Source organism: Cereibacter changlensis JA139, assembly GCF_003034985.1.
GTDB classification, from domain to species: domain Bacteria; phylum Pseudomonadota; class Alphaproteobacteria; order Rhodobacterales; family Rhodobacteraceae; genus Cereibacter; species Cereibacter changlensis.
The window spans coordinates 1-26,311 of the sequence record NZ_PZKG01000030.1; the positions used below are offsets into that span (position 1 = coordinate 1).

Consider the following 26,311-nt stretch of genomic DNA (forward strand, 5'->3'; position numbering starts at 1 on the left):
GCTGAAGCAGCAGTTCGGGCGGCTGTCGAAGGTCGAGGGCAAGGAGACCGGCGACTGGGTTCTGATCGACACGGGCGACGTGATCGTCCATGTCTTCCGGCCCGAGGTGCGCGAGTTCTACCAGCTGGAGAAGATGTGGCTTCCGGGCGGCACCCAAGGGCTGTCGTCGGGCATGTCGCAGGACTGATGCGGCTGCATCTGTGCGCGGTGGGGCGGCTCCGGGCCGGGCCCGAGCGCACGCTGGTCTACGATTATCTGGGACGTTTCGACAAGACCGGGCGGGCGCTGAGCCTTGGCCCGGTTTCCCAGCATGAGGTCGAGGACAAGCGCGGCGGCGGCATGGAGGCCGAGGCCGAGCTGCTGGCGCGCGCCGTGCCCTCGGGGGCGCTGCTCGCCGTGCTCGACGAGCGCGGGCGGGTGCTGTCCTCGCCGGAGTTCGCGGCGCAGATCGGCGGCTGGCGCGATTCGGGGCGGCAGGACGTGGCCTTCGTGATCGGTGGCGCCGATGGCATCGCGCCCGCGCTGCGCGATCGGGCGGATTTCGCCCTGTCCTTCGGGCGGATGGTCTGGCCGCATGTGCTGGTGCGGGTGATGCTGGCCGAACAGCTGTATCGTGCGGCGACGATTCTCGCGGGCGGGCCCTATCACCGGGTCTGACTTGTGCTGCGTCGCGTCCTTGTGTAGCGGGAGCCCATGCCAGATCTTTTCGCCTATACCGACGGAGCCTGCAGCGGAAACCCCGGACCGGGAGGCTGGGGTGTGCTCATGCTGGCCCGCGACGGGGCCGAGGTGGTGAAGGAACGCACGCTCTCGGGCGGCGAGGCGCTGACCACCAACAACCGGATGGAGCTGCTGGCGGCGATCTCGGCGCTGGAGGCGCTGTCGCGCGACAGCGAGATCACCATCGTCACCGACAGCGCCTATGTGAAAAATGGCGTGACGACCTGGATCCACGGCTGGAAGCGCAACGGCTGGCGCACGGCGGACAAGAAGCCGGTGAAGAACGTCGATCTCTGGCAGCGGCTGGACGAGGCGCAGGCGCGGCACAAGGTGATCTGGCGCTGGATCAAGGGCCATGCCGGCCACGCCGAGAACGAGCGCGCCGACGAGCTCGCCCGCGCCGGGATGGCGCCTTTCAAGCCGGCGCGGCAGAAATCGCTTTGATTTAGCGAACGGTCGTTTACCCTGCGGCGCATGGGCCGTCCAAGAACCATTCCCGATGCCGACATCCACGCCGCGATCTGCACGCTTCTGGCGCAGGGCGGCGACAAGGCGGTGTCCTTCTCCTCCGTCGCCCGGGTCAGCCGGCTGGCGGCGCCGACGCTGGTGCAACGCTATCAGTCGCGCGAGGGCATGATCCGCGCGGCGCTGACGGCGGCCTGGGACGGGCTGGAGCAGGCGCTGGACGCGGCCGAGATGGAGCAGAAGCCGGCGGCGCTGCTGAAGCAGCTCTCGGAGATCGACTCGGTCTCGCTGATGCCCGCGACGCTGCGCGATGCGGGGCTGCGCGAGCGGGCGGCGGGCTGGCGTGCCCGCGTCGAGGCGGCGCTGGCCCTGCGGCTCGGCGGCGGGACCAAGGGGCGCGAGGCGGCGTCGCTGATGTTCTCGGCCTGGCAGGGGCAGATGCTGTGGCAGGATGCCGGCGGCCGGGGCTTCAAGCTGAAGGAAGCGGCGAAGCGGGTTCAGCGCGCGATATAGCGCCGCCAGAGCCAGATCAGCAGCACCGCGCCCAGAACCGCGCCGACGAACATTGCCAGCGCGCCGGAGAGGAAGGCGAGCAGGCGCAGCAGCAGCCAGCCCATGAACACCCCGCCGACACCGACGGCGATTGTGGTCGGGACATCGGCCTCGACCCGCACGATCCGGGTGGCGAGAAATCCGGCAGCCGTGCCGATGACGAGGATCAGGAGCAGCGTGGGCATGGGGCACCTCCGGCCCTGATATGGGGGCGACCCCGTTCGCCGCGCAAGGGATCAGAGATCGCGGGCCAGCGTGCCGGGGGCGAGGGGGAAGCCGCGCAGGAACTCGTCACGCTCCATCGGGCGCTTGCCCTCGCGCTGCGCGAGGGTGATCTCCACCGCGCCGCTGCCGCAGGCGAAGGTCAGCCCGTCGATCAGGGCGCCGGGGGCGCCGGAGCCTTGGGCAAGACGGCTGCGCAACAGCTTCACCCGCTCGCCGTTCACGAGCGTCCATGCGCCGGGGAAGGGCGAGAGGCCGCGGATGCGGCGATCCACCTGCTCGGCGGATTGCGTCCAGTCGATCTGCGCCTCGGTCTTGGCGATCTTGTCGGCATAGGTCACGCCGGTCTCGGGCTGCGGCTGCGGAGCCAGATCGTCGAGCGAGGCCAGCGCCCCGAGGATCAGCCGCGCGCCCATGTCGGAGAGCCGGTCATGCAGGTCGGCGGTGGTCTCCTCGGGGCCGATATGGGTCGCCTCGCTCATCAGCACCGGGCCGGTGTCGAGCCCCGCCTCCATCCGCATGATGCAGACGCCGGTCTCGGCATCGCCCGCGAGGATCGCCCGATGGATCGGCGCCGCCCCGCGCCAGCGCGGCAGGAGCGAGGCGTGGATGTTCAGGCAGCCATCGGCGGGGGCATCGAGAATCGGCTGCGGCAGGATCAGCCCATAGGCGACGACCACGGCGACATCGGCGCCCAAGGCCGCGAACTCCGCCTGCGCCTCTGGGCTGCGCAGCGAGGTCGGGTGGCGGGTGGGCAGGCCCAGCGCCTCGGCGCGCGCCTGCACCGGGGAGGGACGGTCCTTCTTGCCGCGCCCGGCGGGGCGGGGCGGCTGGCTGTAGACGCAGACCACCTTGTGATGCGCGTTGAGCGCCTCGAGCACCGGAACCGAAAACTCGGGCGTCCCCATGAAAATCACTTTCATCCGCGCGCCTTTCTCTTCCGGTTTCCGGAAGCATTTTTCATTTCCGTGGCCGGAGCTTTTCCGACTTCGCGATCAGCATCTTGCGCTTCAGGGGCGAGAGATGGTCGAAATACATCTTCCCCGCCAGATGGTCGATCTGATGCTGCACCGAGGTGGCCCAGATATTGACGAAATCGCGGTCTTCCATCTCTCCGGCCGCGTTGAGGAAGCGCACCGTCACCGCGCGCGGCCGCGAGATCACCGCCGAGACGCCGGGCAGGTTGGGGCTGCCCTCGTCATGCTCGCGGAACTGGCCCGAGGCATGCAGCACCTGCGGATTGGCCATCAGGATCGACTTGCCCCGGCTTTCCGAGCAATCGACCACCGCCAGCGCCAGCCCGACGCCGATCTGCGGCGCGGCGAGGCCGTAGCCGGGCATGGCATCCATCGTCTCGACCATGTCGGCCCAGATCGTGCGGATCTCGTCGGTGATCGCCTCGACCGGGAGGGCCGGGGTCTTCAGGCGCTTGTCGGGATAGGGGACGAAGGGGCGTTTCATGCGGCATATCCGGCGAGGGCTTCGGCCCGGGCCTCGGGCGTGAGGCGGTCGAGGGTGACGAGACCGTCGAGATGGTCGTATTCGTGCTGGGCGCAGATGGCGGCCATGCCGGTCAGCGTCGCCTCCTGCACCGAGCCGTCGAGCGCCGACCAGCGCAGGCGGATGCTCTCGGCGCGGGGGACGAAGGTGGTGACATCGGGGATCGAGAGACAGCCTTCGGGGCCCTCGACGCGGCTGCCGGAGGACCAGAGGATCTCGGGGTTCACCATGACCAGCGGATCGGCGGCGCCTTCCTTCCACGCCACGTCCATGACGAAGAGGCGCAGCAGCACGCCGACCTGCGGCGCGGCGAGACCGCGGCCGGGGGCGTCATACATCGTCTCCAGCATGTCGGCGGCCAGACGGTCGAGCTCGGGGCCGACCTCGGCTGGCGCGCAGGGGGTGGAGAGACGCGGGTCGGGCCAGCGCAGGATCGGCAAGAGGGCCATCAGACCCGCGATCCGGTTTCGCGCGCCTTGTCCCGTTTCAGCTTTTCCAGTTTGCGGGTGATCATCTGCCGCTTCAGCGGGCGCAGATAGTCGATGAACAGCTTGCCATCCAGATGGTCGATCTCGTGCTGCACGCAGGTCGCCCAGAGGCCGGAGAACAGCTCTTCCTCCTGCTTGCCGTCCATGCCCATCCAGCGGACCTTCACCGAGGCCGGACGCTCGATATCGGCGAACTGGTTCGGCAGCGACAGGCAGCCCTCCTCGTAGGTGGAGATGTCTTCCGACGACCAGACCACCTCGGGGTTGAGCATCGCGATCGGGCGGGCCTTGCTGTCGGGCTCCTTCTCGCAATCCATCACGATCATCCGCTTGATGACGCCGACCTGCGGCGCCGCCAGACCGATGCCGGGCGCGTCATACATGGTGGCCAGCATGTCGTCGGCCAGACGGCGCAGGTCGTCGGTGATCTGGCCCACCGGGTCGCAGATCTTCTTCAGGCGCGGGTCGGGATGGATCAGGATCGGGCGTATCATAGGCCCGATTTAAGGGAAGCGCCGGGTTGGTGCAAGGATCAGCAGGCGGCCCGGATGCGTCACGGCTTCGCAGCAGCGGCAGGCCCGGACTTGCACCTGCGGAGCGCCGCGCTAGGCTGCGGCAAAACAAGGAACCTGCGATGAGCTTTGACGAGAAGATCGACCGCCTCGGCACCCATTCGGTGAAGTGGGACATGATGGAGAAACTCTATGGCGTGCCGCCCGAGACCGGGATCGCCATGTGGGTCGCCGACATGGAGTTCCGCCCGCCGGCCTATGTGCAGCAGGCGGTGGAGAAGATGGCGGCGCATGGAGTCTACGGCTATTACGGCGACGATGCCGAATATCTGGACGCGATCCGCTGGTGGATGAAGACCCGGCACGGCTGGGACGTGGCGCGCGAGGAGATCTTCACCACGCATGGGCTGGTGAACGGCACCGCGCTCTGCGTCGATGCCTTCACCGCGCCGGGCGATGGCGTTGTGCTGATGACGCCGGTCTACCACGCCTTCGCGCGGGTCATCAAAGCCGCCGGTCGCACGGTGGTGGAATGCCCGCTGGCGCTGGAGAACGGGCGCTACGAGATGGATTTCGCCGCCTGGGACAAGCAGATGACCGGGCGCGAGACGATGCTGGTGTTCTGCTCGCCGCACAATCCGGGCGGGCGGGTCTGGACGGTGGAGGAGCTGCAGGGGGTCGCGGACTTCTGCCAGCGGCACGGGCTCTTGCTGGTGTCGGACGAGATCCATCACGATCTGGTCTACCCGGGGCAGAAGCACAGCGTGATGCCGGTGGCGGTGCCCGGGATCGAGGATCGGCTGGTGATGATGACCGCGCCGACCAAGACCTTCAACATCGCGGGCTGCCATACCGGCAATGTCATCATCCCCGATCCGGCGCTCAGGGCGAAGTTCGCCGCGCGGATGGCGGCGCTGGGGATCTCGGCCAATTCCTTCGGGCTGTTCATGGCGACGGCGGCCTATTCGCCCGAGGGAGCGGCCTGGGTCGATGACCTGATGGGGTATCTTGAGGAGAACCGGCGGATCTTCGACGCGGGGCTGCAGGCGATTCCCGGGCTGAAGTCGATGCCGCTGGAGGCGACCTATCTGGCCTGGGTGGATTTCACCGATACCGGCATGACCGCGCCGGAGTTCATCGCCCGGGTCGAGACGGAGGCGCAGATCTGCGCCAACCACGGCGCGACCTTCGGCACGGGGGGCGAGAACTTCCTGCGCTTCAACATCGCGGCGCCGCGGGCGCAGGTGGAGGAAGCGGTGCAGCGGTTGCAGAAGGCCTTCGCCGATCTGCAGTGACAGGATCGGGTGGGGGAGACCCCACCCGCCTCAGTGGCGCGGCAGATAGCCCACAGGCGCGTTCTCATCCTTCCAGAAGTCCAGCGCCGCCGTCTCGCTGGCCGGGGTGGCGCGCTTGAATTCGCAGATCAGCTCGCCATTCTCGACCGTCGACAGCACGATCAGGCAGTGGCAGACATGCCGCGCGCCGTCGTAGAGATCGACGAGGCCGCGCAACTGCGGCATCTGGTCGGCGTCGAGCGCCAGCCCGCCCTCCCACAGCCGGAGCACCGGCAGTTCGGTGCCGCCGACGCGGACGCGCAGGCGCGACTTGCGCTTCAGCTCGCTCTTGCGGGCGGCATCGAGGCCGTCGCGTATGTGTTGTGGCAGATATTCAAGCATGTGATCCCCCCGGATGCCTGAATAACAGTCTGATCCGGAAAAGTAAAAAATCAAGCTGCCCGAAAAGCGCCACGGCAACTGTTCCGCGCCGTGTCCAAACGGCCACGCGGTCAGGCGGCGGCGCCGTAATGCTCGACGATGGCGGCCAGATCCTGCGCCGGGGTGGCAGTGCGCAGGAAGGCGCAGGCATTGGCGCAGAGCGAGAAGATCGACCCGTCGGAGAAGACGGCGCTGTCGGTCAGGAACACCACCTTGGCCCAGGGTTGGCGGAACCCGGCGAAATCCGCCACGGCCAGAGGCGAGCCCTCCTGCAGCATCAGGTCCAGCATGACGACCTCGATGCGCTGGCGCACCAGCACCAGCACCGCCGCCTCCTGGCTGCGGGTCAGATGCACGATGCAGCCCGCCGCGCGCAACGGCGCGGCCCAGCTTTCCGCCAGATCTTCGCGGCTCTCGACGATCAGGACCTGCATGGCGCGCCCCCGTGTTGGAATTGGTAAACACAGACTCGCGGCAATTCGTTAAACAGTCGTTAACAATTGGGAAGGTTTGATTAACCAGGCGACGCGGCGAGCGGATCGCCGCCGGTTGCCTTGGCGGGCGGAATGCGCTTTGTGAGGGCGAGCGCGGAGGCAGCATGACCCATTCTCCTGACACACCCGATCACGGCGGCGGCGTCGACGCGGCGGCGCAGCGCTTCGGCGGCGCGCGGCCCGACTGGATCGACCTCTCGACCGGGATCAACCCGCTGCCCTATCCGCTGCCCGCGCTTTCGGCCGATGCCTGGACCGCCCTGCCCGACGCCGGAGCGATGCAGGCGCTGGAGACGGCGGCGCGCGTCTTCTGGGACGTGCCGGCGACGGCGGCGGTGCTGGCTGCGCCCGGGGCCTCGGCGCTGATCGCCCGGCTGCCCTTCGCGCTGCAGGGAGAGCGGGTGGAGATCACCGCGCCTACCTACAACGAGCATGGCCGGGCCTATGCGGCGGCGGGCTGGGGCCTCGGCCCGGGTGGCGCCAAGGTGCTGGTGCATCCGAACAACCCCGACGGCCGGACCTGGCGCGAGGAGGAGGCCGGAGCGGAGATCTGCGTGATCGACGAGAGCTTCTGCGACGTGATGCCCGAGGCCTCGCTGATCCGGCTTGCCGCGAGGCCCGGGATGGTGGTGCTGAAGAGCTTCGGCAAGTTCTGGGGGCTGGCGGGGCTGCGGCTGGGCTTCGCCATCGGCGATCCGGCGATTCTTGCGCGGCTGGAGCAGATGCTGGGGCCCTGGCCGGTCTCGGGCCCGGCGCTGGAGATCGGCGCGCAGGCGCTGGGCGATACCGCCTGGGCCGAGGCGACGCGGGCGCGGCTGGCGGCGGATGCCACGCGGCTCGACGCGCTGATGGGGCTGCCGCTGGTCGGCGGCACGACCTTGTTCCGGCTCTATGACGCGGGCGACGCAAAGGCGCTGCAGGAGGCGCTGGCGCGGCGGCGGATCTGGAGCCGGGTGTTCCCCTACAGCGACCGTTGGCTGCGGCTCGGCCTGCCGGGGCCGCAGGATTGGCCCCGGCTCGAGGCGGCGCTGCGGGAGATCCGGGCATGAGCGCGGCGCTGCTGGTTCCCGCGCTGCTGCTCGACGCAGCCCTGGGCGAGCCCGACTGGCTGTGGAAGCGCTGGCCGCATCCGGCGGTGCTGATGGGTCGGGTGGTCGGCTGGTGCGACGCGCGGCTGAACCACGGGCGGGCGCGGCGGGCGAAGGGCGTGCTGGCGATGGCGCTGATGGGCTGCGGCGCGCTGATCCTCGGGGCGCTGATTGCGGCGGTGCCGGATTTCGGAGTGCTCGAGGTGATCGTGGCGGCGATCCTGCTGGCGCAACGCTCGCTGGTCGATCACGTGCGCGCGGTGGGTGATGCGCTGCGGCTGAGCCTCGGCGACGGGCGGCTGACGGTGGGCTGGATCGTCGGGCGCGATACCGCCGCGATGGACGAGCCCGCGGTGGCGCGGGCGGCGATCGAGAGCGCCGCCGAGAACCTGAGCGACGGCATCGTCGCCCCGGCGCTGTGGTTCCTGGTCTTCGGCCTGCCGGGGCTGATGCTCTACAAGATCACCAACACCGCCGACAGCATGATCGGCCACCGCACCCCGCGGCATGAAGAGTTCGGCTGGGCGGCGGCGCGGCTCGACGACGTGCTGAACTGGATCCCCGCACGGGTGACGGCGGCGCTGATCGCGCTGAGCCATGGCGTGACCGAGCCCCGCCGCATCTTGCGCGACGCGCCGCTGCACCGCTCGCCCAACGCGGGCTGGCCCGAGGCGGCGATGGCGGTGGTGCTGGGCGTCGCGCTGTCGGGGCCGCGCAGCTATCACGGGCGGCGGCAGGAGTTTCCCTGGGTGAACCCGGAGGGCCGCCGCGACGCCGGGCCCGCCGATGTCGACGCGGCCTGCGGGGCCTTGTGGCGGGCCTGGGCCGGGCTCCTGCTGCTGGCCGTGGCGGTCGCGCTTGTCTGAGTGGGGCGTCGTCGCCACGGTGAAGGCCCCGCAGCCGCAGCTGCTGGCCTTCGTCGCGCATCACCTGGAGCTTGGGGCGGCGCGGATCTGGCTCTGTTTCGACGATCCCGCCGACCCGGCGGCCGAGGCCCTGGAGCGCCTGCCCCGGGTGACCGTGCTGCGCTGCACCCTGCCCTATTGGCGCGAGACCTGCGGCCGCCGACCGGAGAAGCACCAGAACCGCCAGTCGCGCAACGCCCAGCACATCTATGCCGCGACCGATCTGCCCTGGCTCGCGCATCTCGACGTGGACGAGTTCCTGCTGCCCGACCGCCCGATCGCCGCGCTGCTGGCGGCGGCGCCCCCCGACCAGCCGATGCTGCGCGCCGCCCCCTGGGAGGCGCTGCACGAGCCCGGCGAGCCGGATGACATCTTCACCGCCCGGCAGTTCCGCGCGGCGCTGCCCGGCACCTCGGACCAGGCGGCGCGCGACGTGGCCTTCGGCCGTTACGCGCCGCTGCTGCCGGAGGGGGTGCTGAGCCATGCCGCCGGCAAATGCCTATTCCGCACCGGCCTCGCCGGCTTCGAGCCGCGGCTGCATGGCGCCTTCCGCTTCGGGGCGCGGGTGGTGGGCGTGCCGTTCCAGCCGGGGCTTGCCCTGCTGCATTTCCACGCCCAGGATCCGCTGGCCTGGCGGGAGCGGCTGGATTTCCGCCTGGCGCGCGGGGCCTATCAGTACAACCCGGCGCTGCAGGCGCATCTTCTGGCCGCCGATGACGCCGGGCGCGCCGCCTTCTACAGCCGGGTCCAGTCGCCGGACCCGTCGATCCGGGCGCAGCTCGCCGGTCTCGGCCTGCTGCGCAGCGAAACCCTGAAGCTGCGCGAGGCGATCGCGCGGATGGAGACGACATGCATCTGACCGAAGCCGACCTCGCTGCCGCCCTGCCGCATGTGCTGGCCGCCCCGAAGACCGAAGGGGTGATCGACAGCCTCTGCTTCCGCCCCGGCTTCAACCAGCGCAGCTTCCCCGACCGCCTGACGCTGACCGTGGCCGAGGGCGTTCCCGGCGAGCGCTGGCTGACGCATCCCTGGCTGAAGCTGGAGGATGGGCGGCCCGACCCGCGCATCCAGGTCTCGATCCTGCCGACGCGGGTCTGCGATCTGGTCTGGCGCGACCGCGAGGCCACGCCGCATCCGGGCGACACCATCGTGGCCGACATGGACATGTCGGAGGCGAACATGCCGGCAGGCACGCTTTTGCGCGCAGGGACCGCGGTGCTGCGGGTTTCGGAGGTGTTCAACGACGGTTGCGTGAAATGGAAGGCGCGCTACGGCGCGGCGGCGAAGGCCTGGATCGTGGCGCCGGGGCACCCGGAACTGCGGCTGCGCGGGGTGCTGTGCGAGATCATCGAGGACGGCGTGGTGACGCTGCAGGACCGGGTGCTGCGGCTGGATTGATAACGACGAATCGCTGCCGAGCTTTACATTTTCTTAGGAATTGGCATGCATAGTCGGGATCGGCGATAGTTGTGTGTTACCAGTTGCTCACATAAACGACCCCGCAGAGCTGCTACTCTGCGGGGTCTCCTTTTTATCGGGTCAGTGTCCGATCCAAAGGCGGATGATGGCGATCAGCAACATTCCTGCCGCAATCAGCACCATCCATCGGCGGTAGCTGTGTTCCTCCAGCTTGCTCACCTCCGTTCACCGCAAGGGATTGCGGCGCCGTAGGCGTAGCGCGGCAGGGTTAACAAAGGCTTGAGTGGTTCAGGCCACCAGCGCCTCGGCCTTCTTCAGATCGACCGAGACCAGCTGGCTCACCCCCTGCTCGGCCATGGTCACCCCGAAGAGCCGGTCCATCCGCGCCATGGTCACCGCATGGTGGGTGATCACCAGGAAACGCGTCTCGGTGCGGCGGGTCATCTCGTCGAGCATGTCGCAGAAGCGGGTGACGTTGGCATCGTCGAGCGGCGCATCCACCTCGTCCAGCACGCAGATCGGCGCGGGGTTGGCGAGGAAGACGGCGAAGATCAGCGCCATCGCCGTCAGGGTCTGCTCGCCGCCCGAGAGGAGGCTCAGCGTCGCCAGCTTCTTGCCCGGCGGCTGGCACATGATCTCGAGCCCCGCTTCCAGGGGGTCGTCGCTTTCCACCAGCACCAGACGCGCCTCGCCGCCGCCGAAGAGATGGGTGAAGAGCGTGGCGAAGCTGCCGTTCACCTGCTCGAAGGCGGTCAGGAGCCGCTCGCGACCCTCGCGGTTCAGCCCCTGGATGCCGGCGCGCAGCTTCTTCACCGCCTCCTCCAGATCGGCCTTCTCGCTGGCGAGCGTGTCATGCTCCACCTGCACGCTGGCCGCATCCTCCTCGGCGCGCAGGTTCACCGCGCCGAGGCTTTCGCGCTGCCGCTTCAGCCGGTTGACCTCTGCCTCCAGCGTCTCGGCATCGGGCATCCGCGCGGGATCGGCGCCGAGGCTTTCCAGCAGCTGCGGCGGGGTCAGGTCGGTCTCCTCGCGGATGCGCTCGGCGGCGGCCTGCACGGTTTCCAGCGCGGCATCGGCGCGGGCCTCGGCGCGGGCGCGGGCCTCGCGGGCTTCGCCGGCCAGCCGTTCGGTGTCGCGCTCGGCCATCTGCGCCTCGCGCAGCGCCGCTTCCGCCGTGGCCAGCGCCTCCGCGGCTTGGCTGCGGCGGTCTTCGGCGGCCTCGATCGCCTCGCTCAGCTCTTCGCGCTTGGCGGCAAGCTCCTCGGGGACTTCCGCCGCCTCGCGCAGATCCTCCTCGGTGTCGGCCTTGCGCTCGGCCAGTTCGGAGGAGCGTTTCTCGGCGGTCTCGAGCCGGTGCTTCCAGCCGGAGAGTTCCTTCGCCACCTCCTGCCGCCGCCGGGTGCGGGCCTCGCCCTCGCGGCGCAGCTCGTCGTGATGCGAGCGGCGCGACATCATGGTGATGCGCGCGGCCTCGACCGCCATCTTCAGCGCCTCGATCCCGGCGCGGGCCTCGTCGAGATCGGGCAGGCTACTGGCCCCGGCCTCGGCCTCGCGCAGCCGGGCGCGGGCTTCCATCGCCTCGTCCTCGTAGCGGCTGACGGCTAGGCGCGCGGCCTCCAGCTTGCCCCCGGCGATGGAGCGGTCGGCCTCGGCGCGCGAGGCGGCGCGGTTGGCCTCGGTCACGCGGGAATCGGCGGCGCGACGGGCGTCGCGGGCCATCTGGTCGGCGCGGGCGAGATCGGCCAGCCGGGCCTGCAGCGCCTCATGCGCCTGTTTCGCCTCGTCGGCGCGGGCGCTCACCTCGTCGAGATCGCGCTTCAGCGCCGTCAGACGGTTCAGCTGCTTCAGCCGCAGCGCCGCCGCCGAGGGCGCATCCTCGCCGCCCGCGCGGAAGCCGTCCCAGCGCCAGAGGTCGCCGTCGAGGCTGACCAGCCGCTGCCCGGGACGCAGCGCGGCCTGCAGCGCGAAGCCCTGCTCACGCGCGACGAGGCCGATCTGCCCGATCCGGCGGCGCAGCACCTCGGGGACCACGACATGCGCCGCCAGAGGCTCGGCCCCCTCGGGCAGGGGTTGCGGATCGCTGTAGTCCGGCAGGCCGGCCCAGCCGGAGCGGGCATCGGCGGCGACCTCGGGGGCGCGCAGGTCGTCGGCCAAGGCCGCGCCCAGCGCCGCCTCGTAGCCCGGCGTCACCTGCACCCGGTCAAGAAGCTGCGCCCCGGCGGAAGCCTCACGCTCCACCAGCCGCGACAGGGCGGCGACCTCGGCGCGCAGCGCATTGGCCTCGCCCTCGGCGCCGGAGCGGGCGGCGCGGGCCTCGGCCTCGCGGTTCTGCGCCTCGGCGCGGGCCTCCTCGGCCAGGGCCAGGGCTTCCTCGGTGGCTTCGGCCTGCTCCTGCGCCTCTTCCTGTGCGGCTTCGGCGGCCTCATAGGCCTCGGCGGCGGCGGCTTGCGCCTCTTCGGCGGTCTCGGCGGCGTCGCGCGCCTTCAGCGCCTCGGCTTCCAGCTTCTGCAGCGTGGTCCGGGTGTCCTGCAACAGCCGCTGCGCCGACTGGTGCCGGGCGGCGAGCCGGGCGACATCCTCGGTGCGCTCCGACAGCGAGCCCTCGCGCTCCGCCAGCACCGCCCCCGCCTCGCGCGCGGCTTCGGCGGTCTCGGTCAGCCGGTCGTCATGACCGTCATGGGCGCGGGCGAGCTGCTCCTGCTCGCCGTCCAGCCGGGCGATGGTGTCGACCGCGTCGCGGTTCAACCCGGCCTCGCGGTCCATGTCGCGGGACAGCTGATCGACCCGCGCCATCAGCGTCTCGATGGTCTGGCGGGCGCGGGCCTCCTGCTCGGTCAGCGCGTCGCGCTGCACGGTCAGCCGCTGCAGGATGGCCCCGGCGATGGCCTCTTCCTCGCGCTTGGCGGGAAGGCCCTCTTCGGCGGCGGCGCGGGCGGCGGCGGCGCTGCGGGCGGCGGTCTCGGCCTGACCGGCGCCGAGCATGCGGGCGCGCAGCAGGGTCTCGGCCTCGGCGCGGGCCATGTCGGCCTCGCGCCAGCGGCGGAACAGCAGCGAGCCTTCGGCGCGGCGCAGGTCTTCGCCGATCTCGCGGTAGCGCGCCGCCTGCCTGGCCTGCCGCGCCAGCGTGGCCAGCTGCTGCGCCAGCGCCTCCAGCACGTCATCGACGCGAGCGAGGTTGGTCTCGGTCGCGGTCAGCCGCAGCTCGGCCTCGTGCCGCCGCTGGTAAAGGCCGGAGATCCCGGCGGCCTCCTCCAGGATGCGGCGGCGGGATTTCGGCTTGGCGTTGATCAGCTCGGCGATCTGGCCCTGCCGCACCAGCGCGGGCGAATGCGCCCCGGTCGAGGCATCGGCGAACAGCATCTGGATGTCGCGCGCCCGCACCTCCTTGGTGTTGGCCTTGTAGGCCGACCCCGCGTCGCGGGTGATGCGGCGGACGATCTCCACCGTGTCGGCCTCGTTGAAGCCTGCGGGGGCGAGCCGTTCCTCGTTGTCGATCACCAGCGCCACTTCGGCGAAGTTGCGGGCCGAGCGGGTCGCGGTTCCGGCGAAGATCACGTCTTCCATGCCGCCGCCGCGCATCGCGGTGGGTCGGTTCTCGCCCATCACCCAGCGCAGCGCCTCGAGGAGGTTCGACTTGCCGCAGCCGTTCGGCCCGACAACGCCGGTCAGCCCCTCGTGGATGATGAGATCCGTGGGGTCGACAAAGCTCTTGAAGCCGTTGAGACGCAGGCGGGTGAACCGCAATTGGATGCTCCGTTGATTCCGAAGGGCTGGAATAGGGTCTGGCGCGCGGGGTTGCAAGTCAACCGCCACGCCCCGCATCTGGCGGTTTGGCGCTGGTTATCCCCAAGATGTTGGCATCTTGACCGGGGAAGCGGCGGGATGCCAGATGCCGGGATGGATGACATGACCCCCCGGCGCGCGACGCATGACGAAGACTGGCCGGCGCTTCTGGCGCTGATCCGGCAGGCCTTTGCCGGGATGGAGGGGCGGATCGACCCGCCCTCCTCGATGCACCGGCTGACGCCGGAGGCGATCGCGCGTCAGGCGGTGGAAGGGGAGATCTGGCTGATCGGCGCGCCGGTGCTGGCCTGCGTGTTCCTGACGCCGAAGCCGGATGTGCTTTATGTCGGCAAGCTGGCGGTCTCGCCTTTGGCGCAGCGGCAGGGCCATGCGCGGGCGCTGATGGCGGTGGCCGAGGAGCGGGCGCGGGCGCTCGGGTTTCCGGCGCTGGAGTTGCAGGTGCGGGTGGAGTTGGTGGAGAACCATGCGACCTTCGCGGCGCTCGGCTTTCGCCAGACGGCGGCGACCGCGCATGAAGGCTACGACCGCCCGACCTCGCTGACCTTCCGCAAGCCGCTCTGAGCTTGCGCGCCGCCTGCGGCAGGCTACCATCGCGGCAAAGCGAAGGAGACCGCATGACCCTGACCCTGCTCGGCATTTCCGGCGCGTTGCGCGCAGGCTCCACCAACCGGCTGCTCTTGGCCGAGGCCCGCCGCCGCTTCGGCGCGGCGACCCATACCGAGGGCGATCTGCGCCTGCCGCTCTATGACGAGGATCTGGAGATCGCGGAAGGCATCCCCGAAGCGGTGCAGCGGCTGGCGGAGCAGATGAAGGCCGCCGATGCCATCGTCATCGCCACGCCGGAATACAACAAGGCGCTGCCGGGGGTGCTGAAGAACGCGCTCGACTGGGTGAGCCGGGTGAAGGGCGGAGCGATGCGCGACAAGCCGGTGGCGATCGTCTCGGCCTCGGACGGGCGGGCCGGGGGCGACCGGGCGCAATTCTCGCTGCGGCTCTGCCTCACGCCGTTCCGCCCGCGGCTGATCTCGGGACCGGAGGTGATGGTGGCCTTTTCGCGCTCGGCCTTCGACGAGGCCGGGGCGCTGAAGGACGAGCGCACGGCGAAGGCGCTGGACGAGCTGATGGCGGGGTTGCGGGCCGAGGCCGTGAGGAGCTGAGGCTCAGGCCTGCCCCTTCACCCGCGCCCGCCAGAGGGTGAAGAGCCCGGCGCAGACCACGACGCCCGCGCCGATGGCGACGTTGGTCCGCAGCGTGTCGCCGAAGACTGCCATGCCCAGCACCGAGGCGAAGACCAGCTGCAGGAAGGCGAAGGGCTGCACCGCACTGGCCTCTGCCACCTCGTAGGAGCGGATCAGGCACCAATGCCCGGCGACGGCGGTGCAGCAGAGCGCCGCCATCCAGCCCCAGTCCGGCAGAGTCATCGGCTCCCAGAACCAGACGCCGACGCAGGTCATGGCGATCGAGCCTATGACGCCGGTCCAGAAGAAGCTGACGGCGGCGCTGTCGCGGTGCGAGACGTAGCGGGTCAGGAGGCCATACATCGCGAACATGGAAGCGGCGGCGAGCGGCAGCAGCGCCCAGGGCGAGAAGACGGCGAAGCCCGGCTTCAGGATGATCATCACCCCGACGAAGCCGATGCCGATGGCCGTCCAGCGCCGCCAGCCGACCTTCTCGCCGAGCACCGGGCCGGAAAGGGCGGCGACCAGCAGCGGGTAGGAGGTGAAGACGGCGTGGCTCTCGACCAGCCCCAGATGCACGAAGCCCAGCACCATGACGCAGACCTCCGCCGCCAGCAGCAGCGCCCGCGTCGCCTGCAGCACCGGATGCCGCGCCCGCAGCGCCGCCTTGAGCCCGCCGGTGGTGCGGCTGGTCAGGGCGATGACGAAGGCGGCGAAGAACCAGTAGCGGATCATCACCACCATGAAGACGTTGTATTCCCCCGCCAGATGGCGCGAGATCCCGTCCTGTATGGTGAAGATGAAGGTGGTCAGCACCATGAGCCAGATGCCGAGCCGCGTGTTCTGTTCGGTCATGTCCGCAGTTTTCCCGAGGACATGTGCCGTTTGCGCCCATGTCCGGGCGACCGTGTGACCTCGAATCCCGCCGCCTGCAAGGCCCGCCGCACATGACCGGCCGCCGTATAGGTGGCGAATGTGCCTTCGGGGGCCGTGTGCCCGGCAACCGCGCACATCAGGTCTTCCGACCAGAGCTCGGGGTTCTTGGCGGGCGAGAAACCGTCAAGAAACCACGCATCCGCCTGCCCCTGCCAGGCGGGAAGCGTCTCGCGCGCATCGCCGAGGATGACCTCGACCTGCAGCCCGCCATTCGTGAAGCACGAATGACCGGCCTGCCAGGCGGCAAGGAAGGGGCCCGCCACCGCCTCGGCCTCGGGGAAGGCCTGCAGCGCGCGGGCGATCTCTTCGGCGCGCATCGGGAAGGCCTCAAAGGAGGTGTAGTGCAGCGTGCCCTCGCAGCCCGCGCCCTGCCAGGCGATCAGGGTCGCCAGCATGTTCAGCCCGGTGCCGAAGCCGAGTTCGGCGATACGGAAGCCGGGGCAGAAGCGGTCGGGCAGGCCGTTTCCGGCGAGGAACACATGCCGCGTCTCGGCCAGACCGTCTGCCAGCGAGAAATACGGGTCGTCGAACCGCGTCGAGACCGGAACGATCCCGTCGCGCCACGCGACATCTGCGCTCTGGTCGCTCTCTGCCATCTGTCCTAAGCCTGCTGGTTCGGAGCGGACAATGGACAGGGAAGCGGGCAATGGCAACGCCGGATCTGACGGTAAGGGGCGCGGGCATCTTCGGGCTGGCGACCGCATGGGCCGCCGCCCGGCGCGGCGCGAAGGTGCGGCTGATCGAGACGGTGCGGATCGGCGCCGGATCGTCGGGCGGGCTGGTCGGCGCGCTCTCGCCGCATGTGCCCGAACAGTGGAACGACAAGAAAGCCTTCCAGTTCGACAGCCTGGCTATGGCCGAGGGCTGGTGGACCGAGGTGGCCGAAGCCTCCGGCCTGCCCACCGGCTATGCCCGGCTCGGGCGCTATCAGCCCTTGGCCGATGCGCGCGCGGTGGAGGCCGCGCGGGCCCGGGGGCTGGAGGCGCAGAGCCTCTGGCAGGGGCGCTTTCACTGGCAGGTGCTGGCGGCGGGTGCGCCGGGGATGCCGCAGAGCCCGAGCGGCTTCGTGATCCATGACACGCTGAGCGCCCGCATCCACCCGCGCCTCGCCTGCGCTGCGCTGGCTGGGGCGATCAAGGCTGCGGGGGGCGAGATCGTGATCGGCGCCGCGGAAGAGGCCGGGCCGGTGATCTGGGCCACCGGCCTCGACGGGCTGCAGGCGCTGGGCGAGGATCTGGGCAAGCCGGTGGGCAGCGGGGTGAAGGGGCAGGCGATGCTGGTTCAGGCCGATCTGCGCGACCAGCCGCAGGTCTTCGCCGACGGGCTGCTGATCGTGCCGCATGCCGATGGCACGGTGGCGGTCGGATCGACCAGCGAGAAGGAATGGCTTTCGCCCGACACGACCGACGAGCAGCTGGAGGCGGTGCATGCACGTGCGCTGGCGGTCTGTCCGCAGCTGGAGGGCGCGCCGGTGCTGGAACGCTGGGCGGCTCTCAGGCCGCGGGCGCGCAGCCTTGCGCCGATGCTGGGAGAGTGGCCGGGGCGGTCGGGGCAGTTCGTCGCCAACGGCGGCTTCAAGATCGGCTTCGGCATGGCGCCGAAGGTGGCCGAGGTGATGGCCGATCTGGTGCTGGAGGGGCGCGACGCGATCCCCGAGGGCTTCCGCGTCGCGGCCTCGCTGGTGTCGCGCAAGGGCCGCTAGGCGCTGGTCCAGCTCAGGCAGCCGACCGAGACCGGGCCGCGCGAGACGAGCAGCGCGCCGTGCCGGTAGAGGCTGAGCGCGCTGGCCTCGGGGCCGAGCGCCATGATCCAGACGGCCTCGCTGGCGTCGGCCCAGATCAGCCGGCCCTCCACCGCATCGGCGGCGGCGAGCACCTCGGCGAAGGAGATGCCGGGGCGGAAGAGGACGAGCGTGCGGCCATCGGGATCGGCCTCCGGCGGCAGCGCGGCGAGCGGGCCCGCGACCAGCACCGCCAGCGCCAGCGTGACGGCAGCGCGCCGCCCCGTGCCGCCGGGGCCGGGCGGCGGGCTTCGCAGCAGGTGGATGCCGAGGGCCAGCACGGCGAGGCCGAAGGGGACCAGCCAGGCGAGATCCCAGAACAGCGGATAGGCGCTGTCCATCCTGATCCGGTGGATCTGCAGCAGCCAATGCGAGAGCACCGCGTCGAGCACATGCCAGCTGCCGAAGCCGATCAGCGCCCAGCCGGTGAAGCGCCGCTCCACCCCCGGCACGGCGAAGGCGGCCCGGCGGGTCCAGATCAGCCAGAGGCCGAGCAGCGCGAAGAGGTAATGCGAGACGTGGAACAACCCGTCCGCGAGGATCTGGAAACGCAGGTCCTGCGGCGTGTCCGAGGGCGCCACGCCAGAGAGCAGGTGGTGCCACTGCAGCACCTGATGCAGCAGGATGCCGTCGAAGAAGCCGCTGAGCGCGAAGCCGAGCCAGAAGCCGCCCCAGAGGAGCCGCCGGGTAGGGTCCGCCGCCGATCGGTCTGCCATGCGCCACTCCTGCTGGTTGCCTGGGGCTGCAACATGGGATGGGGGGCGTTGTTCCGGGGGCTGTCGAGTGAGGATTATTCAGGTGGTCGCTGAGGGGCGCGCCTCCTCTGGCGCTGTTAAGGGGCGCGCGTGACATCGAGAAACGGTCCGCTGGCGGGCGCGCCTCGCCCGGGGCTACCACGGGTCGCCCGTGACATCGGGAAACGGTCCACCGGACCGTTTCCCGATGTCACCCGGCCCGCCGCTTGCGCGGCGTGCGTTCGGCGCTGACGATCTTCCACTGGAAGATCGTCCGGGCGCGCCTTACCCCTTCAGCTCCGCCGTGATCCGGACGGGGCCACCGGCGCCGCGGAGCTTGGCGCGGTAGATCACCACCGATTCCGCCACGCGCATCACATAGGTCCGCGTCTCGGCGAAGGGGATCGTCTCGACCCAGTCGACCACGTCCACCTCCGGCGCCCGCGGGTCGCCGAATTCCTGCACCCAGCGGCGGGGGCGGCCCGGGCCGGCATTGTAGCCCGAGGCGATCAGCGCGATCGAGGGGCCGAACTCCTCGACCAGCTGCGCCAGATAGGCGGTGCCCATCCGCACGTTGAAGGCGGGGTCGCTGGTCAGCATCCGCGGCTCGAAGACCGAGCCGGTCTTGGCCGCCATCATCTTGCCGGTGCCCGGCATCACCTGCATCAGCCCGCGCGCCCCGGCCGGGCTTACCACCACCGGGTTGAACTCGCTTTCCCGCCGCGCGATCGACAGGGCCAGCGCCCGGCTGACCGGCAGCCCGTCCGAGGGCACCATCTCCGACACCGGGAAATAGGCGGCGGGCAGGATGATGCCGCGCTCCGCCGCCTGCTTGCCCAGCAGCACCGCGATATGCGGCTCTCCCATCCCCAGCGCCATGTCGGCCAGCGCCGCCATGTCCTCGGCCCCCAGCCCCTCGCCCAGATGCAGGAGGAAGCGCTTGCCCTGGTCGAGGTCGCCTGCCTTCAGCAAAAGCCGCGCCGCCGCCAGAACCGAGGAGTTGGCGAAGCCGGCCTGCCGCCAGTCGCCGACGCGGGTCGGCTGCAGCAGCGCCGGGTCCAGCGGGATGCCCGCCCGCTCGGCGGCCAGCTGGCCGTAATAGGCGGTCTGATGCTGCGCCCCGGCCGCATAGGCCGCCCCGGCGGCGTCGAGCTGGCCCATCGCCTCCAGCGACCGGCCCTGCCAGTAGAGCGCCCGCGACAGGCTGATCGGCGTGCGCACCGCCGCCTCCAGCCGCTTGAAATGCCCCAGCGCCGTCGCCGGATCCTCCAGCCTCCGCAGCGCGATGAAACCGGCGAGGAACTCCAGATCGGCGAAGGTGCCGCCGCCGTCGAGCCCGTGACCCGCCGCCACCTTGTAGGCGGTGCGGATCTCGCCCTCGTCCAGCAGGCCGCGGGCGATGCCCGGACGGCGCGCGGCCCAGGCGGCCGGATCGCCGAGGCTGGCCGCATCGGCGCTGCGCTCCAAGAGCAGCGCCGCGGCGTCGTCGGTGCGGCCCTTGCGGGCGCGCCAGAGGAAGCGCTCGTAGGCCAGCCCCGGATCGGCGGTCAGCGCGGCGGGCACAGCGGCGATCAGCGTATCCACCCCGGCGGCATCGGCGCGCAGCGCCATCCGCGCACGCCCCAATGCCCGCCAGCCCGGCGAGACCCGCGACAGCATCCGCTCGGCCTGTTCGGGTCGGTTCTGCCACAGGAGCCGGTCCAGCCGCGCCTCATGCGCCAGGGCCAGCGCCTCGGGGGCCAGCGCCAGCAGCGCCACCTCCTCCTCCGGCTCGAAGCCGAGCTCGGTCCAGGCCTGCATCGCCCGCGTCTCGGCCTCCGCCACCCGCCCGGCGGCGGTCAGCGCCCGCACCTGAGCGATGGCGCCCTGCGCCGTCTCGGCCGGGCCGTTGCCGAAATAGCCCAGAACCCGCTCGGGCGTGGTGGAGCGCGCCACAGCCGCCTCGCCCTTCTGTCGCAAGAGCGGCAGGCCGGGCCAGTCGGGATAGCGGGCGAGGAAGGTCTCGTAGTCGCCGAGCAGCCCCTCGCCGGCGCGCAGCCTGTGCCATTCGACGATGGCCTGGCCGATGCTGCCCGCGTCCCGCGCCGCCGCCTGCGCGGCGGTCCAGTCGCGCGCCGCCACCCGCTGCAGCGCCGTCCGCAGCGCGCCGGCCTCGTCGGCCCGCGCCGCCGCGACCGGGCCGAGCAGCGAGGCAACCAGCCAGAACAGCAGGACAAACGGCGCAAGGCGCCCGGGGCGACGGGAGGAGGACAGGGTTCTGCGGATCATGCCGCGGAATTTGCCCCAGGCCCACGCGCCACGCAACACACAACAGCGCCAGCCCCGGCGCGGCGGGAACTTGGCAAGCGCCGCGGCCAAGGCTAGGAAGGCCGGGTTTGCAACCGGGCGACTCAGGGTCGGCCCACCCATCAGGAGAAGCGTGTCATGATCAAAGGGTCCATTCCCGCCCTTGTGACGCCGTTCAAGAACGGCGCCCTGGATCTCGAGACGCTGAAGAAACTGGTGGATTGGCAGATCGCCGAAGGCTCCACCGGCCTCGTGCCCGTCGGCACCACCGGCGAAAGCCCGACGCTGAGCCATGAAGAGCACGAGACAGTGATCGAGGCCGTGGTCAAGGCCGCGGCGGGCCGGGTGCCGGTGATCGCGGGCGCGGGCTCGAACAACACGGTCGAGGGCATCCGCCTGATCCGCTTCGCCGAACGGGTCGGCGCCGACGCCGCGCTGGTGGTGACGCCGTATTACAACAAGCCGACGCAGGCCGGGCTGATCGCGCATTTCACCGCGCTGCACGATTGCTGCAGCCTGCCGATCATCATCTACAACATCCCCGGCCGCTCGGTCGTCGACATGACGCCCGAAACGATGGGCACTCTGGCGAAACTGCCGCGCATCATCGGGGTGAAGGACGCAACCGGGAAGATCGAGCGCGTCAGCCAGCAGCGCGCCAGCTGCGGCGCCGATTTCATCCAGCTTTCCGGCGAGGATGCGACCGCGCTCGGCTTCAACGCGCATGGCGGCACCGGCTGCATCTCGGTCACCGCCAACGTGGCGCCGCGGCTCTGCGCCGAGTTCCAGCAGGCGACGCTGGCGGGCGATTACGCGAAGGCCTTGGAGTACCAGGACCGGCTGATGCCGCTGCACGAGGCGATCTTCCTCGAGCCGGGGCTGGCGGGGGCGAAATACGGCCTCTCGAAGCTCGGCCTCTGCGACGAGGAGGTCCGCCTGCCGCTGATTGGCCTGACCGACGGCACCAAGGCGCGGATCGACGCGGCCATGCGCCACGCCGGCCTGATCAACTGAGCCTGCTCCGGCCTTCGGCGGCGGAGGCCAGCGCCGGCAATCTGCGCGGCAGCATCCTCATGGTGCTGTCGATGGCGGGTTTCGCGCTGGAGGACATGCTGCTGAAATCGGTGGCGCAGAGCCTGCCGGTGGGCGAGATCCTGATGATCTTCGGCCTCGGCGGCATGCTGGCCTTCATGGTGCTGGCGGCGCGGCGCGGCGAGCGGGCGCTGCATCCGGCGATCCTCAGCCGTGCGATCCTGCTGCGCGCGCTATGCGAAAGCGCCGGGCGGCTGTTCTACACCCTGGCCATCGCGCTGACGCCGCTGTCCAGCGCCTCGGCCATCCTGCAGGCGACGCCGCTGGTGGTCGTCGGCGGCGCGGCGCTGATCTTCGGCGAGCGGGTGGGCTGGCGGCGCTGGACCGCCATCGCCATAGGATTTGCGGGCGTGCTGATCATCCTGCGGCCGGGGGTGGAGGGCTTCAGCCTTGCCTCGCTGCTGGCGGTGGCCGGAATGCTCGGCTTCGCCGGGCGCGACCTCGCCACCCGCGCCGCGCCGCCGGTGCTGTCGAACCTGCAGCTGGGGATCTACGGCTTCTTCATGCTGATCCCGACCGGGGCGGCGCTGCTGGCCTTCACCGGCGGCGCAGTGCTGCCCGACCCGCAACAGGCGGCGCTGCTGCTGGCGGCGACGACGGTCGGCGTCGGGGCCTATTACGCGCTGACCGCGGCGATGCGGATCGGCGAAGTCTCGGTCATCACCCCGTTCCGCTACACGCGGCTGCTGTTCGCGCTGATCCTCGGCGTGCTGGTCTTCGCCGAGCGCCCCGACGCGCCGACCCTGATCGGCAGCGCCGTGGTGGTGGCCTCGGGCCTCTACACCCTGCTGCGCAGCGCCCGGCTGCGGCGCGGCTGATCCCCGACCGGGGGAGCCGCCCTCAGGGGCATCGAGCCCCTTCGGGCGGCATCGCCATGGACCGACGTCCCGGCGTGCCTCCCGGAGCTTGCGGTTTCTCCTTGCGCAAATACTCCCCGCGGAGCGTCCGCGACCGGCTGCGGGCGCCTCCGGCGGGAGTATTTTGGCCAAGAAGAAACCCTGCCGCACCGCGACCGGCCTCCACCTTCCATGGCAATGCCGCTGACGGGGGCTCGATGCCCCCGGCGGCGGCTCCCCCGGCCCTGCAGAAGAACAGTCAGCGCCGGCGCGAGGCGACCTGGTGCATCCGCACGTGGCGCAGCGCCTCGACCAGCAGCGCGGTGAGCAGGCCGAAGTTCAAGAGACCGTTCGCCGCCGCCATGGCTCCCAGGATCCGCCAGCGATGCGGCATCAGCACGTCGCCGTAGCCGAGGGTGGTGAAGGTGACCATGGAGAAATACAGCGATTCCTCCATCGTCGCGAAGGCCCCGAGCTGCCAGAAGGTCAGCGTCCAGAGCCAGACCCCCACGGTCAGCATCGCCAACGCCCAGAGCGCGGTGCCAGCCACCACCAGGATCAGCTTGGGCCCGTGCGGCTCCGAGATCAGCCAGCCGTGGAAGCGCAGGAAGGCCGCCTCGACCAGCCAGGCGCTGGGGGCCATCACTAGGATGGAGGCGAGCAGCACCAGCGATCCGGCGAAGATCTGCAGAAACATCCGGCCCCTCCCCTTTTCGCCTGCTCTACACCCGAAGCCGGGCCGCTGTCTCGTCCCGCGCGCATCGCGGACAGGGCGTCGCAGCGGCAGGACAGTACGCGAGACGGCGGGCAGGCTGGACTTGGCGGGCCCGCTCGCCTATCTCGGAGGCATCATGGCCGAAAAATCAGATCCCAACAGCAAGCTCATCGCCGAAAACCGCCGCGCGCGCTTCGATTACCATATCGAGGACGATCTGGAGGCCGGCATCATGCTGTTCGGCTCCGAGGTGAAGTCGCTGCGGCAGGGCGGCTCGAACATCGCCGAGAGCTATGCCTCGGTGGAGAATGGCGAGCTCTGGCTGATCAACGGCTATATCGCGCCCTATGTCCGCGCCAAGACCTTCGGCCATGAGGAGCGGCGGCGCCGCAAGCTTCTGGTCTCGAAGAAGGAGCTGTCGCGGCTGTGGAACGCCACCGCGCGCGAAGGCATGACCATCGTGCCGATGAAGATGTATTTCAACGAGCGCGGCATCGTGAAGATCAAGCTTGGCGTCGCCAAGGGCAAGAAGCTCGCCGACAAGCGCCAGACCGAGATGAAGCGCGACTGGGACCGGCAGAAGGCCCGGCTGCTGAAACAGGGCTGACGCCCGGTTTTTCCGGCTTGCGTTGACAGGTCACGCCCGGGGGGCTTGCCTGCCCGGCCTTCGGGGATTACTCCGGGCGGGCCTTGCGAGGAGCCCGGACATGACCGCCGCCGCCACCGACGCCACCACAACCGCCGCGAAAGACGATCCCAGAACGCTGGTCTCGACCGACTGGCTTGCCGCCCATCTGCGCGACCCCGACCTGCGCCTGCTCGACGCTTCCTGGTTCATGCCGGGCACGCCGCGCGACCCGCGGGCCGAGCATGAGGCCGCCCATATCCCCGGCGCGCGTTTCTTCGACATCGACGAGATCAGCGACCAGCGCTCGTCGCTGCCGCATATGGCGCCGCCGCCCGAGAAGTTCATCAGCCGGATGCGGGCGATGGGCGTGGGCGACGGGCATCAGGTGGTGGTCTACGATTCCACCGGCATCTTTTCGGCGCCGCGGGTCTGGTGGACCTTCCGGCTGATGGGCAAGCTCGATGTCGCGGTGCTGGACGGGGGCTTTCCCAAATGGCAGGCCGAGGGCCATCCGGTCGAGGACATGCCGGCGCAGGTGCGCGACCGCCACATCACCGTGCAGCGGCAGGCCGGGCTGGTGAAGGACGTGACGCAGGTCGCCCATGCCTCGAAGCTGGGCGAGGCCGAGATCATCGACGCGCGCTCCGCCCCGCGCTTTGCCGGCGGCGAGCCCGAGCCGCGGCCCGGTCTGCGCTCGGGCCATATCCCCGGCTCGAAGAACCTGCCCTGGGGCAACCTGCTGAATTCCGACGGCACGATGAAATCGCCCGAGGCGCTGCGCAGGCTCTTCACCGAGGCCGGGGTCGATCTGGCGAAACCGGCGATCACCACCTGCGGCTCCGGCATTTCCGCCGCCATCCTCAGTCTCGCGCTGGAGCGGATCGGCCACCGCAACCATTCGCTCTACGACGGGTCCTGGGCCGAGTGGGGCATGTATGACGACCTCAAGGTCGCGAAAGGATAGACGATGCTCTCCGCGCTGAAACCGCAACCCGCCGACAAGATCCTGCAACTGATCCAGATGTATCGCGACGACCCGCGCGAGGCGAAGATCGACCTCGGCGTCGGCGTCTACAAGGACCCGACCGGGCTCACCCCGGTGATGCGCGCGGTGAAGGCGGCCGAGGCGAAGCTCTGGCAGACCGAGACCACCAAGACCTATACCGGGCTCGCGGGCGAGCCGGCCTATGCCGCCGCCATGGCCAAGATGATCCTCGGCGAGGACGCTGCGGCCGACCGGATCGCCGCCATCGCCACCCCCGGCGGCACCGGTGCGATCCGGCAGGCGCTGGAGCTGATCAAGCTGGCCTCGCCCGAGGCGACCGTCTGGCTCAGCAACCCGACCTGGCCGAACCACCCCTCGATCATCCGCTATCTCGGCATCCCGATGCGGGAATACCGCTATTTCGACGCCGAGACCGGGGGGGTGGATTTCGACGGGATGATGGCGGATCTGGCAGGGGTGAAGGAGGGCGACGTGGTGCTGCTGCACGGCTGCTGCCACAACCCGACCGGGGCCAATCCGAACGCGGTGGAATGGGCCGCAATCGCCGACGTGCTGGAAAAGACCGGGGCGATCCCGCTGATCGATCTGGCCTATCAGGGCTTCGGCGACGGGCTGGAGGAGGACGCCGCCGCGACCCGGCTGATCGCCGCCCGCCTGCCGGAAGTGCTGATCGCCGCCTCCTGCTCGAAGAACTTCGGCATCTACCGCGAACGCACCGGCGTGCTGATGGCGCTGGGGGACCCGGCGCTGAAACCCACGGTGCAGGCCAACCTGAACTTCCTCAACCGGCAGAACTTCTCCTTCCCGCCCGACCACGGCGCGCGGCTGGTGACGATGATCCTGACCGATGCCGAACTGACCGCCGACTGGAAGTCGGAGCTGGAGGAGGTGCGGCTGAACATGCTGACGCTGCGCCAGCTTCTGGCCGACGCGCTCAGGGCCGAGACCGGATCGGACCGCTTCGGCTTCATCGGCCAGCACCGCGGCATGTTCTCGCGGCTAGGGATCACGGCGGACCAGGTGGAGCGGCTGCGCAGCGAGCATGGCATCTACATGGTGGGCGACAGCCGGCTGAACATCGCCGGGCTGAACCGCAACACCGTGCCGGTGCTGGCCCGCGCGGTGGCGCAGGTGATCCGCTAGACCGGAAGAGCCGCCCTCGGGGCCATCGAGGCCCCTCGGGCGGCATTGCCATGGACGAAAGGGACCGGCAGGCGCAGACCGTCTGCCGGTTTC

Annotated in this window: 30 protein-coding genes; 17 read left to right on the forward strand and 13 right to left on the reverse strand. The window is 70.3% G+C overall.

Annotation, left to right across the window (positions count from 1 at the left end; genetic code table 11):
• From rsfS to C5F48_RS08915, 4 genes are all read left to right on the forward strand, one after another.
• Positions 1 to 187 (forward strand): ribosome silencing factor (gene rsfS / locus C5F48_RS08900; RefSeq protein ID WP_107663557.1); only part of this gene is annotated, 187 nt, incomplete at its 5' end.
• Positions 187 to 657 (forward strand): 23S rRNA (pseudouridine(1915)-N(3))-methyltransferase RlmH, encoded by a 471-nt coding sequence (gene rlmH, locus C5F48_RS08905; RefSeq protein ID WP_107663558.1) that lies wholly within the window; start codon positions 187 to 189, stop codon positions 655 to 657. The genes rsfS and rlmH, both read left to right, overlap by 1 nt.
• Before the next feature lie 36 nt (positions 658 to 693).
• The gene (gene rnhA / locus C5F48_RS08910) at positions 694 to 1,164 is read left to right on the forward strand and encodes a ribonuclease HI (RefSeq protein WP_107663559.1); all 471 of its coding nucleotides are present in this window, start codon (positions 694 to 696) and stop codon (positions 1,162 to 1,164) included.
• A 30-nt stretch (positions 1,165 to 1,194) separates the two neighbouring features.
• On the forward strand, positions 1,195 to 1,698 hold the full coding sequence (locus C5F48_RS08915) for a transcriptional regulator (protein ID WP_107663560.1): 504 nt from the start codon (positions 1,195 to 1,197) through the stop codon (positions 1,696 to 1,698).
• Here the strand turns inward: C5F48_RS08915 and C5F48_RS08920 are convergent.
• Genes C5F48_RS08920 through def (C5F48_RS08940) form a run of 5 tightly spaced genes read right to left on the reverse strand, consistent with a single transcriptional unit; the run spans position 1,683 to position 4,441 of the window.
• A complete protein-coding gene (locus C5F48_RS08920) occupies positions 1,683 to 1,922 on the reverse strand; it encodes a GlsB/YeaQ/YmgE family stress response membrane protein (RefSeq protein ID WP_107663561.1) in 240 nt (79 codons plus the stop codon). The genes C5F48_RS08915 and C5F48_RS08920 overlap by 16 nt on opposite strands.
• A gap of 51 nt (positions 1,923 to 1,973) precedes the next feature.
• Positions 1,974 to 2,882, reverse strand: coding sequence for a methionyl-tRNA formyltransferase (gene fmt, locus C5F48_RS08925; RefSeq protein ID WP_107663562.1), 909 nt, complete (start codon positions 2,880 to 2,882; stop codon positions 1,974 to 1,976).
• 37 nt (positions 2,883 to 2,919) lie between these two features.
• Entirely contained in the window at positions 2,920 to 3,420 is a 501-nt protein-coding gene (def, locus tag C5F48_RS08930; RefSeq protein ID WP_107663563.1) for a peptide deformylase, read from the reverse strand.
• A complete protein-coding gene (def, locus tag C5F48_RS08935; RefSeq protein WP_107663564.1) occupies positions 3,417 to 3,908 on the reverse strand; it encodes a peptide deformylase in 492 nt (163 codons plus the stop codon). The genes def (C5F48_RS08930) and def (C5F48_RS08935) overlap by 4 nt, the downstream gene beginning before the upstream one ends.
• Entirely contained in the window at positions 3,908 to 4,441 is a 534-nt protein-coding gene (def, locus tag C5F48_RS08940) for a peptide deformylase (RefSeq protein WP_107663565.1), read from the reverse strand. The genes def (C5F48_RS08935) and def (C5F48_RS08940) overlap by 1 nt, the downstream gene beginning before the upstream one ends.
• 140 nt (positions 4,442 to 4,581) lie before the next feature.
• Here def (C5F48_RS08940) and C5F48_RS08945 point away from each other — a divergent pair, with 140 nt between their 5' ends.
• On the forward strand, positions 4,582 to 5,754 hold the full coding sequence (locus tag C5F48_RS08945) for a MalY/PatB family protein (protein WP_107663566.1): 1,173 nt from the start codon (positions 4,582 to 4,584) through the stop codon (positions 5,752 to 5,754).
• Positions 5,755 to 5,784: 30 nt separating this feature from the next.
• Here the strand turns inward: C5F48_RS08945 and C5F48_RS08950 are convergent, their stop codons facing one another.
• Positions 5,785 to 6,135 carry a hypothetical protein gene (locus tag C5F48_RS08950; RefSeq protein ID WP_107663567.1) on the reverse strand — a complete coding sequence of 117 codons (351 nt, stop codon included), beginning with the start codon at positions 6,133 to 6,135 and terminating at the stop codon, positions 5,785 to 5,787.
• Positions 6,136 to 6,245: 110 nt separating this feature from the next.
• A complete protein-coding gene (locus C5F48_RS08955) occupies positions 6,246 to 6,608 on the reverse strand; it encodes a response regulator transcription factor (RefSeq protein WP_107663568.1) in 363 nt (120 codons plus the stop codon).
• Between the two features lie 164 nt (positions 6,609 to 6,772).
• On the opposite strand from C5F48_RS08955, the gene C5F48_RS08960 reads away from it, so the two are divergent.
• Genes C5F48_RS08960 through C5F48_RS08975 form a run of 4 tightly spaced genes read left to right on the forward strand, consistent with a single transcriptional unit; the run spans position 6,773 to position 10,059 of the window.
• The gene (locus C5F48_RS08960; protein WP_107663569.1) at positions 6,773 to 7,717 is read left to right on the forward strand and encodes a threonine-phosphate decarboxylase; all 945 of its coding nucleotides are present in this window, start codon (positions 6,773 to 6,775) and stop codon (positions 7,715 to 7,717) included.
• The gene (gene cbiB, locus C5F48_RS08965) at positions 7,714 to 8,622 is read left to right on the forward strand and encodes an adenosylcobinamide-phosphate synthase CbiB (RefSeq protein WP_107663570.1); all 909 of its coding nucleotides are present in this window, start codon (positions 7,714 to 7,716) and stop codon (positions 8,620 to 8,622) included. Before C5F48_RS08960 ends, cbiB begins: the two co-directional genes overlap by 4 nt.
• Positions 8,615 to 9,520 (forward strand): glycosyltransferase family 2 protein, encoded by a 906-nt coding sequence (locus C5F48_RS08970; RefSeq protein WP_170139538.1) that lies wholly within the window; start codon positions 8,615 to 8,617, stop codon positions 9,518 to 9,520. The genes cbiB and C5F48_RS08970 overlap by 8 nt, the downstream gene beginning before the upstream one ends.
• Positions 9,511 to 10,059: a hypothetical protein gene (locus tag C5F48_RS08975; RefSeq protein ID WP_107663572.1), complete on the forward strand. Its 549-nt coding sequence runs from the start codon at positions 9,511 to 9,513 to the stop codon at positions 10,057 to 10,059. Before C5F48_RS08970 ends, C5F48_RS08975 begins: the two co-directional genes overlap by 10 nt.
• Before the next feature lie 309 nt (positions 10,060 to 10,368).
• Here the strand turns inward: C5F48_RS08975 and smc are convergent, their stop codons facing one another.
• The gene (gene smc / locus C5F48_RS08980; RefSeq protein WP_107663573.1) at positions 10,369 to 13,824 is read right to left on the reverse strand and encodes a chromosome segregation protein SMC; all 3,456 of its coding nucleotides are present in this window, start codon (positions 13,822 to 13,824) and stop codon (positions 10,369 to 10,371) included.
• 162 nt (positions 13,825 to 13,986) lie between these two features.
• On the opposite strand from smc, the gene C5F48_RS08985 reads away from it, so the two are divergent.
• Together C5F48_RS08985 and C5F48_RS08990 are read left to right on the forward strand one after the other, a co-directional pair.
• Entirely contained in the window at positions 13,987 to 14,445 is a 459-nt protein-coding gene (locus tag C5F48_RS08985; protein WP_107663596.1) for a GNAT family N-acetyltransferase, read from the forward strand.
• 53 nt (positions 14,446 to 14,498) lie between these two features.
• Complete coding sequence (locus C5F48_RS08990) at positions 14,499 to 15,041, forward strand: NADPH-dependent FMN reductase (RefSeq protein ID WP_107663574.1); 543 nt, start codon at positions 14,499 to 14,501, stop codon at positions 15,039 to 15,041.
• A gap of 3 nt (positions 15,042 to 15,044) precedes the next feature.
• On the opposite strand, the gene C5F48_RS08995 is transcribed toward C5F48_RS08990, so the two are convergent.
• Positions 15,045 to 15,917 carry a DMT family transporter gene (locus C5F48_RS08995; protein ID WP_107663575.1) on the reverse strand — a complete coding sequence of 291 codons (873 nt, stop codon included), beginning with the start codon at positions 15,915 to 15,917 and terminating at the stop codon, positions 15,045 to 15,047.
• Positions 15,914 to 16,594 carry a tRNA (5-methylaminomethyl-2-thiouridine)(34)-methyltransferase MnmC2 gene (gene mnmC2, locus C5F48_RS09000; protein WP_107663576.1) on the reverse strand — a complete coding sequence of 227 codons (681 nt, stop codon included), beginning with the start codon at positions 16,592 to 16,594 and terminating at the stop codon, positions 15,914 to 15,916. The genes C5F48_RS08995 and mnmC2 overlap by 4 nt, the downstream gene beginning before the upstream one ends.
• 50 nt (positions 16,595 to 16,644) lie before the next feature.
• Here mnmC2 and C5F48_RS09005 point away from each other — a divergent pair, with 50 nt between their 5' ends.
• Positions 16,645 to 17,700, forward strand: a complete 1,056-nt coding sequence (locus C5F48_RS09005; protein WP_107663577.1) for an NAD(P)/FAD-dependent oxidoreductase — start codon at positions 16,645 to 16,647, stop codon at positions 17,698 to 17,700.
• On the opposite strand, the gene C5F48_RS09010 is transcribed toward C5F48_RS09005, so the two are convergent.
• Together C5F48_RS09010 and C5F48_RS09015 are read right to left on the reverse strand one after the other, a co-directional pair.
• A complete protein-coding gene (locus tag C5F48_RS09010; protein WP_107663578.1) occupies positions 17,697 to 18,494 on the reverse strand; it encodes a DUF2243 domain-containing protein in 798 nt (265 codons plus the stop codon). The genes C5F48_RS09005 and C5F48_RS09010 overlap by 4 nt on opposite strands.
• 303 nt (positions 18,495 to 18,797) lie before the next feature.
• Positions 18,798 to 20,780 (reverse strand): lytic transglycosylase domain-containing protein, encoded by a 1,983-nt coding sequence (locus tag C5F48_RS09015; protein WP_107663579.1) that lies wholly within the window; start codon positions 20,778 to 20,780, stop codon positions 18,798 to 18,800.
• 156 nt (positions 20,781 to 20,936) lie between these two features.
• Between C5F48_RS09015 and dapA the strand changes: the two genes are divergently transcribed.
• Positions 20,937 to 21,812, forward strand: coding sequence for a 4-hydroxy-tetrahydrodipicolinate synthase (gene dapA, locus C5F48_RS09020; RefSeq protein WP_107663580.1), 876 nt, complete (start codon positions 20,937 to 20,939; stop codon positions 21,810 to 21,812).
• Between the two features lie 41 nt (positions 21,813 to 21,853).
• Positions 21,854 to 22,708, forward strand: a complete 855-nt coding sequence (locus tag C5F48_RS09025) for a DMT family transporter (protein WP_258186491.1) — start codon at positions 21,854 to 21,856, stop codon at positions 22,706 to 22,708.
• 277 nt (positions 22,709 to 22,985) lie between these two features.
• Here C5F48_RS09025 and C5F48_RS09030 read toward each other — a convergent pair whose 3' ends face one another.
• A complete protein-coding gene (locus tag C5F48_RS09030) occupies positions 22,986 to 23,423 on the reverse strand; it encodes an ion channel (protein ID WP_107663582.1) in 438 nt (145 codons plus the stop codon).
• A 154-nt stretch (positions 23,424 to 23,577) separates the two neighbouring features.
• Here C5F48_RS09030 and smpB point away from each other — a divergent pair, with 154 nt between their 5' ends.
• The 3 genes from smpB to C5F48_RS09045 all read left to right on the forward strand — a co-directional run bounded on the left by smpB (position 23,578) and on the right by C5F48_RS09045 (position 26,218).
• Positions 23,578 to 24,048, forward strand: a complete 471-nt coding sequence (gene smpB / locus C5F48_RS09035) for an SsrA-binding protein SmpB (protein ID WP_107663597.1) — start codon at positions 23,578 to 23,580, stop codon at positions 24,046 to 24,048.
• A gap of 100 nt (positions 24,049 to 24,148) precedes the next feature.
• Positions 24,149 to 25,033, forward strand: coding sequence for a 3-mercaptopyruvate sulfurtransferase (sseA, locus tag C5F48_RS09040; protein WP_107663583.1), 885 nt, complete (start codon positions 24,149 to 24,151; stop codon positions 25,031 to 25,033).
• Positions 25,034 to 25,036: 3 nt separating this feature from the next.
• Positions 25,037 to 26,218, forward strand: a complete 1,182-nt coding sequence (locus C5F48_RS09045) for an amino acid aminotransferase (protein ID WP_107663584.1) — start codon at positions 25,037 to 25,039, stop codon at positions 26,216 to 26,218.
• The last annotated feature ends 93 nt before the right edge of the window (positions 26,219 to 26,311 follow it).

Bases quoted from the DNA above. Each gene is read 5' to 3' on its own strand.
- rlmH (WP_107663558.1), top strand. From the start codon at position 187: ATGCGGCTGCATCTGTGCGCGGTGGGGCGGCTCCGGGCCGGGCCCGAG.
- def (WP_107663564.1), bottom strand. From the start codon at position 3,908: ATGGCCCTCTTGCCGATCCTGCGCTGGCCCGACCCGCGTCTCTCCACC.
- C5F48_RS09005 (WP_107663577.1), top strand. From the start codon at position 16,645: ATGGCAACGCCGGATCTGACGGTAAGGGGCGCGGGCATCTTCGGGCTG.
- mnmC2 (WP_107663576.1), bottom strand. From the start codon at position 16,594: ATGGCAGAGAGCGACCAGAGCGCAGATGTCGCGTGGCGCGACGGGATC.
- C5F48_RS08960 (WP_107663569.1), top strand. From the start codon at position 6,773: ATGACCCATTCTCCTGACACACCCGATCACGGCGGCGGCGTCGACGCG.
- C5F48_RS09010 (WP_107663578.1), bottom strand. From the start codon at position 18,494: ATGGCAGACCGATCGGCGGCGGACCCTACCCGGCGGCTCCTCTGGGGC.
- def (WP_107663565.1), bottom strand. From the start codon at position 4,441: ATGATACGCCCGATCCTGATCCATCCCGACCCGCGCCTGAAGAAGATC.
- C5F48_RS09015 (WP_107663579.1), bottom strand. From the start codon at position 20,780: ATGATCCGCAGAACCCTGTCCTCCTCCCGTCGCCCCGGGCGCCTTGCG.
- cbiB (WP_107663570.1), top strand. From the start codon at position 7,714: ATGAGCGCGGCGCTGCTGGTTCCCGCGCTGCTGCTCGACGCAGCCCTG.
- C5F48_RS08985 (WP_107663596.1), top strand. From the start codon at position 13,987: ATGACCCCCCGGCGCGCGACGCATGACGAAGACTGGCCGGCGCTTCTG.
- C5F48_RS08945 (WP_107663566.1), top strand. From the start codon at position 4,582: ATGAGCTTTGACGAGAAGATCGACCGCCTCGGCACCCATTCGGTGAAG.
- fmt (WP_107663562.1), bottom strand. From the start codon at position 2,882: ATGAAAGTGATTTTCATGGGGACGCCCGAGTTTTCGGTTCCGGTGCTC.
- sseA (WP_107663583.1), top strand. From the start codon at position 24,149: ATGACCGCCGCCGCCACCGACGCCACCACAACCGCCGCGAAAGACGAT.
- C5F48_RS08920 (WP_107663561.1), bottom strand. From the start codon at position 1,922: ATGCCCACGCTGCTCCTGATCCTCGTCATCGGCACGGCTGCCGGATTT.
- def (WP_107663563.1), bottom strand. From the start codon at position 3,420: ATGAAACGCCCCTTCGTCCCCTATCCCGACAAGCGCCTGAAGACCCCG.
- C5F48_RS08955 (WP_107663568.1), bottom strand. From the start codon at position 6,608: ATGCAGGTCCTGATCGTCGAGAGCCGCGAAGATCTGGCGGAAAGCTGG.
- C5F48_RS08915 (WP_107663560.1), top strand. From the start codon at position 1,195: ATGGGCCGTCCAAGAACCATTCCCGATGCCGACATCCACGCCGCGATC.
- dapA (WP_107663580.1), top strand. From the start codon at position 20,937: ATGATCAAAGGGTCCATTCCCGCCCTTGTGACGCCGTTCAAGAACGGC.
- C5F48_RS09045 (WP_107663584.1), top strand. From the start codon at position 25,037: ATGCTCTCCGCGCTGAAACCGCAACCCGCCGACAAGATCCTGCAACTG.
- rnhA (WP_107663559.1), top strand. From the start codon at position 694: ATGCCAGATCTTTTCGCCTATACCGACGGAGCCTGCAGCGGAAACCCC.
- C5F48_RS09030 (WP_107663582.1), bottom strand. From the start codon at position 23,423: ATGTTTCTGCAGATCTTCGCCGGATCGCTGGTGCTGCTCGCCTCCATC.
- C5F48_RS08995 (WP_107663575.1), bottom strand. From the start codon at position 15,917: ATGACCGAACAGAACACGCGGCTCGGCATCTGGCTCATGGTGCTGACC.
- C5F48_RS08950 (WP_107663567.1), bottom strand. From the start codon at position 6,135: ATGCTTGAATATCTGCCACAACACATACGCGACGGCCTCGATGCCGCC.
- C5F48_RS08975 (WP_107663572.1), top strand. From the start codon at position 9,511: ATGCATCTGACCGAAGCCGACCTCGCTGCCGCCCTGCCGCATGTGCTG.
- smpB (WP_107663597.1), top strand. From the start codon at position 23,578: ATGGCCGAAAAATCAGATCCCAACAGCAAGCTCATCGCCGAAAACCGC.
- C5F48_RS08990 (WP_107663574.1), top strand. From the start codon at position 14,499: ATGACCCTGACCCTGCTCGGCATTTCCGGCGCGTTGCGCGCAGGCTCC.